A 5,828-nucleotide genomic window follows, 5' to 3' on the forward strand; every position below is an offset into this window, starting at 1 on the left:
CCCCGACGCCCCCGCCACGGCGATCTGCACCCCCTGATCGGCGAGAGCCTGCAGTTCGGTGCCGGCCCGGTCGTCGTGCGCCGGCGGCTCGTCGGTGATCAGGCGGGTGATGACGTCCGTCGGCACGGTCTGGAACATGGTGTCCGTGCCGAGCTTGGTGTGGTCGGCGAGGACGACGACCTCTGCGGCGGCCTGGACGAGGGCCCTGTCGACCGAGGCCGACAGCATGTTGGAGGTGGACAGACCGCGCTCCGCGGTCAGCCCGCTCCCGGACAGGAAGGCCCGCGAGACCCGCAGCCCCTGGAGGGACTGTTCGGCTCCGCTGCCCACGAGGGCGTAGTTGGAGCCGCGCAGGGTGCCGCCGGTCATGACGACCTCCACGCGGTTGGCGTGGGCCAGCGCCTGGGCCACCAGCAGGGAGTTGGTGACGACGGTGAGTCCGGGGATCCGGGCGAGCCGACGGGCCAGCTCCTGGGTGGTGGTTCCGGCCCCGACGACGATGGCCTCGCCCTCTTCGACGAAGTTGGCCGCGAGGTCGGCGATGGCGGTCTTCTCGGCGGTCGCGAGATGGGATTTCTGCGGAAAGCCGGATTCGCGGGTGAAACCGCCCGGCAGTACCGCACCGCCGTGCCGGCGGTCGAGGAGTCCTTCTGCCTCCAGTGCGCGCACGTCCCGCCGTACGGTCACTTCGGAGGTCTGGACGACGCGGGCGAGTTCACGGAGCGACACGGCTCCGTTGGCTCGCACCATTTCGAGGATCAATTGGCGACGTTCTGCAGCGAACACGAAACTGACAGTAACGCGGACGACCGTCTGCTTTCAGCTCTTTGCGCCGAATAACAGAAATTGTTCGCACAGCACCACACGAAGTGGTATAGGGCCCCAGTCACCCCGCCTATGCCACTCGCACGGGCCGCAACTCCCCGTGACCAGCGGGGAGTCCACTTCGGCCGCCCGATGGGGACTAGAGGTCCCCGCCCGTCTTCCGGGTGTGCAACTGCCGTGCCACTTCCGCGATCGACCCCGAAAGGGACGGGTACACCGTGAAGGCGTTCGCGATCTGTTCCACCGTCAGATTGTTGTCGACGGCGATCGAGATGGGGTGGATCAGTTCCGAGGCGCGCGGCGCCACGACGACACCGCCGACGACGATCTCCGTACCCGGCCGGCAGAAGATCTTGACGAAACCGTCGCGGATGCCCTGCATCTTGGCGCGCGGGTTGCGCAGCAGCGGCAGCTTCACCACGCGGGCGTCGATCTTGCCGCCGTCGACGTCGGCCTGGGAGTAGCCGACGGTGGCGATCTCGGGGTCGGTGAAGACGTTGGAGGAGACGGTCTTCAGGTTGAGCGGGGCCACCGCGTCGCCGAGGAAGTGGTACATGGCGATACGGCCCTGCATGGCGGCGACGGAGGCGAGGGCGAAGATGCCGGTCACGTCACCGGCGGCGTACACGCCGGGGGCGGTGGTGCGCGAGACCCGGTCGGTCCAGATGTGGCCGGACTCGCGGACCTTGACGCCCGCCTCCTCCAGGCCGAGGCCCGCGCTGTTGGGGATGGCGCCGACGGCCATCAGGCAGTGCGAGCCGGTGATGACCCGGCCGTCGGCGAGGGTGACCTCGACGCGGTCGCCGACCCGCTTGGCGGACTGGGCGCGGGAGCGGGCCATCACGTTCATGCCGCGGCGGCGGAAGACGTCCTCCAGGACGGCGGCGGCGTCCGGGTCCTCGCCGGGCAGCACGCGGTCGCGGGAGGAGACGAGGGTGACCTTGGAGCCGAGGGCCTGGTAGGCGCCGGCGAACTCGGCGCCGGTGACACCGGAGCCGACCACGATGAGTTCCTCGGGCAGTTCGCGCAGGTCGTAGACCTGGGTCCAGTTGAGGATGCGCTCGCCGTCGGGCTGGGCGTCGGGCAGTTCGCGGGGGTGGCCGCCGGTGGCGAGGAGGACGGCGTCGGCGGTGAGGGTCTCCTCGGTGCCGTCGGCTGCGGTGACGACGACCTGGCGGGAGCCGTCGAGGGCCTGCATGCCGTTGAGCCGGGCGCGCCCGCGCAGGACGCGGGCGCCGGCCCGGGTGACGGAGGCGGTGATGTCGTGGGACTGGGCGAGGGCGAGCCGCTTGACGCGCCGGTTGACCTTGTCGAGGTCCACGCCGACCACCCGGGCCGCCCGCTCCATCGGCGGGGTGTCGTCGGCGACGATGATGCCCAGTTCCTCGTAGGACGAGTCGAAGGTGGTCATCACCTCCGCCGTGGCGATCAGGGTCTTCGACGGCACGCAGTCGGTCAGCACCGACGCCCCGCCCAGACCGTCGCAGTCGACGACGGTCACCTCCGCGCCGAGCTGGGCGGCCACGAGGGCCGCCTCGTATCCGCCGGGTCCGCCACCGATGATCACGATCCGAGTCACGTACTCCATTCTCCCGCACGAACGCAGGTGCTACTTCCCCGGGGGGCCAAGGGGCGGTACGCCCGTGGCCACCGGGACCACGGAAGACAGCGGTGACGTGCGCACCGGCTGCCGTAGTCTCGTCGCATGTCGCTCTACGCCGCGTACGCCGGCAACCTCGACTCGCGGCTGATGTCCCGCCGCGCTCCGCACTCGCCGCTGCGCGCCACCGGCTGGCTCAACGGGTGGCGGCTGACGTTCGGGGGCGAGCAGCTGGGCTGGGAGGGCGCGCTCGCGACGATCGTGGAGGATCCCCTCTCCCAGGTCTTCGTCGCGCTGTACGAACTGGCGCCGCCGGACGAGGAGTCGCTGGACCGGTGGGAGGGCGTGGGCCTCGGCATCTACCGCCGGATGCGGGTGCGGGTGCACACCCTGGACGGCGAGGAACAGAGCTGGCTGTACGTCCTCAACGGCTACGAGGGCGGCCTGCCCTCCGCCCGCTACCTGGGCGAGGTCGCCGACGCGGCGGAGTCGGCGGGGGCACCGCACGACTACGTGATGGAACTGCGCAAACGCCCCTGCTGAGCGGCTCGGCCCCTCCTTCGGCGGAACTCCGCCGGAACTCCGCCGCGACTTCGTCGGAAACGACAAGACAACGATCGGCATCCCGTGGGCTCTGTCATCTACGCGCGTAGGCCCGGACCGGCTACCCTCATCGCGTGAACGCATCTCTTCTCCCGGACGACATCCAGGGCGACCCCCACGCCGCCGCCGACGCCGCAGCCGCGCGCCTGAGCGAACTGACGGGCGCCGAGACCCATGACGTGGCCCTCGTGATGGGCTCCGGCTGGGCACCGGCCGCGGACGCCCTGGGCGTCCCCGACGCCGAGTTCCCGGTCACCGAGCTGCCCGGCTTCCCGCCGCCGGCCGTCGAGGGCCACGGCGGCACGATCCGCTCGTACCGGATCGGCGAGAAGCGCGCCCTCGTGTTCCTCGGCCGCACGCACTACTACGAGGGCCGCGGGGTGGCCGCGGTCGCCCACGGCGTCCGTACGGCGGTGGCGGCCGGCAGCAAGACGATCGTGCTGACCAACGGCTGCGGAGGACTCCGCGAAGGCATGCGGCCCGGTCAGCCGGTGCTGATCAGCGACCACATCAACCTCACGGCGACCTCCCCGATCGTCGGCGCGAACTTCGTCGACCTGACCGACCTGTACTCGCCGCGGCTGCGCGCGCTGTGCAAGGAGATCGACTCCACGCTGGAGGAGGGCGTCTACGCCCAGTTCCCCGGCCCGCACTACGAGACGCCCGCGGAGATCCGCATGGCCCGGGTGATCGGCGCGGACCTGGTCGGCATGTCGACGGTGCTGGAGGCCATCGCGGCGCGGGAGGCCGGCGCCGAGGTGCTGGGCATCTCGCTCGTGACGAACCTCGCGGCGGGGATGACCGGCGAGCCGCTGAACCACGAGGAGGTCCTCCAGGCGGGCCGCGACTCCGCGACCCGCATGGGCGCCCTCCTCACCCAGGTCCTGTCCCGCCTGTAAGAACCACAGCCCCCGGACCCCGGGGCCCATGCCCACCCGGTCGGCCAGGCGCCGATCAGGCACCTCAGCCCGTCCGGCGATCGAGGACGAGGCCCGTTCAGGGCCGCAGCGGGGGTCTGGGGGCGGCAGCCCCCGGCTTCGATGGGGGTCCCCCGCTCGAGCGAAGCCGAGAGTGGGGGAGGGAAGGGGCGGCGGGGGCGAGACAACTCACGTACGAATCGAGAGGTTGACCACCCGTGCACGACGACCTGATCGCTCGCGCCCGCACCTGGCTCGCCGAGGACCCCGACCCGGAGACCCGCGACGAACTCGCGGCCCTCCTCGACGCGGGGGACGTCACCGAACTCACCGCCCGCTTCGCCGGCACCCTCCAGTTCGGCACCGCCGGCCTGCGGGGCGAACTCGGCGCGGGCCCCATGCGCATGAACCGCGCCGTCGTGATCCGCGCCGCCGCAGGCCTGGCCGCGTACCTCCACCAGCAGGGCAGCCGCGACGGCCTCGTCGTCATCGGCTACGACGCCCGCCACAAGTCGGAGGCGTTCGCCCGCGACACGGCCGCCGTGATGACGGGCGCGGGCCTGCGCGCGGCCGTCCTCCCCCGCCCGCTGCCGACCCCCGTCCTGGCGTACGCCATAAGGCATCTGGGCGCGGTCGCCGGCGTCGAGGTCACGGCCAGCCACAACCCGCCCCGCGACAACGGCTACAAGGTCTATCTGGGCGACGGCTCGCAGATCGTGCCGCCCGCCGACGCGGAGATCGCCGCCGAGATCGACGCGATCCGCTCCCTGGACGACGTTCCGCGTCCGGACGGCGGCTGGGAGGTCCTGGACGACTCGGTCCTCGACGCCTACCTGGCCCGTACGGACGCGGTCCTGTCGGCCGGGTCCGCCCGCACCGCGCGCACCGTCTACACGGCGATGCACGGCGTCGGCAAGGACGTCCTGCTGGCCGCCTTCGCCCGCGCCGGGTTCCCCGAGCCGGTGCTGGTCGCCGAGCAGGCCGAGCCCGACCCGGAGTTCCCGACGGTCGCGTTCCCCAACCCGGAGGAGCCGGGCGCGATGGACCTCGCGTTCGCGAAGGCCCGCGAGACGGACCCCGACCTGGTCATCGCCAACGACCCGGACGCCGACCGGTGCGCCGTGGCCGTCCGGGACGGCGAGCGGTGGCGGATGCTGCGCGGCGACGAGGTGGGCGCCCTGCTCGCCGCCCACCTGGTGAGCCGTGGAGCGCGCGGGACGTTCGCCGAGTCGATCGTGTCGTCCTCCCTCCTCGGCCGGATCGCCGAGAAGGCCGGACTGCCGTACGAGGAGACCCTGACCGGCTTCAAGTGGATCGCCCGCGTCGACGGCCTGCGCTACGGCTACGAGGAGGCCCTCGGCTACTGCGTCGACCCCGAGGGGGTGCGCGACAAGGACGGCATCACGGCCGCCCTCCTCGTCACCGAGCTGGCCTCCGAGCTGAAGGAGCGGGGCCGCACGCTGCTCGACCTGCTCGACGACCTCGCCGTCGAGCACGGGCTGCACGCCACCGACCAGCTGTCGGTGCGGGTGGAGGACCTGACGGTCATCGCCCGTGCGATGGAGCGGCTGCGCGAGCGGCCCCCGACCGAGCTGGCCGGGCTGGCGATCGTCCGCGCCGAGGACCTGTCCAAGGGCACGGACAGGCTGCCGCCCACCGACGGGCTGCGCTACACGCTCGACGGCGCGCGGGTGGTCGTACGGCCGAGCGGTACCGAGCCGAAGCTGAAGTGCTACCTGGAGGTCGTGGTTCCGGTCGGCTCGCCCGCCGGCCTCCCCGCGGCCCACACCCGCGCGGCGGAACTGCTCGCGGCCGTGAAGCGCGACCTGTCGGCGGCGGCCGGCATCTGAGCCGCGCAGGGGGGTGCCACCGCGCGGTGGCAC

The 5,828-nt window shown here is 72.3% G+C and carries 5 protein-coding genes; 3 read left to right on the forward strand and 2 right to left on the reverse strand.

Annotated features, from left to right (window positions below; genetic code table 11):
• Both BZL64_RS03945 and BZL64_RS03950 read right to left on the reverse strand, forming a co-directional pair.
• Nucleotides 1-786 (reverse strand): DeoR/GlpR family DNA-binding transcription regulator (locus BZL64_RS03945; RefSeq protein ID WP_086766196.1); only part of this gene is annotated, 786 nt, incomplete at its 3' end.
• Nucleotides 787-964: 178 nt separating this feature from the next.
• The gene (locus BZL64_RS03950) at nt 965-2,413 is read right to left on the reverse strand and encodes an NAD(P)H-quinone dehydrogenase (protein WP_086766187.1); all 1,449 of its coding nucleotides are present in this window, start codon (nt 2,411-2,413) and stop codon (nt 965-967) included.
• A 117-nt stretch (nt 2,414-2,530) separates the two neighbouring features.
• Between BZL64_RS03950 and BZL64_RS03955 the strand changes: the two genes are divergently transcribed.
• The 3 genes from BZL64_RS03955 (at nt 2,531) to BZL64_RS03965 (ending at nt 5,795) form a co-directional block, all read left to right on the forward strand.
• Entirely contained in the window at nt 2,531-2,968 is a 438-nt protein-coding gene (locus BZL64_RS03955; RefSeq protein WP_086766189.1) for a gamma-glutamylcyclotransferase family protein, read from the forward strand.
• Between the two features lie 134 nt (nt 2,969-3,102).
• Nucleotides 3,103-3,927 (forward strand): purine-nucleoside phosphorylase, encoded by an 825-nt coding sequence (locus tag BZL64_RS03960; RefSeq protein ID WP_086766191.1) that lies wholly within the window; start codon nt 3,103-3,105, stop codon nt 3,925-3,927.
• Between the two features lie 236 nt (nt 3,928-4,163).
• Nucleotides 4,164-5,795, forward strand: coding sequence for a phospho-sugar mutase (locus BZL64_RS03965; protein WP_086766193.1), 1,632 nt, complete (start codon nt 4,164-4,166; stop codon nt 5,793-5,795).
• Nucleotides 5,796-5,828 lie beyond the last annotated feature (33 nt).

The sequence above is a fragment of the Streptomyces bobili genome, assembly GCF_002154575.1.
In the GTDB taxonomy this organism is placed as follows: Bacteria; Actinomycetota; Actinomycetes; order Streptomycetales; family Streptomycetaceae; genus Streptomyces; species Streptomyces bobili.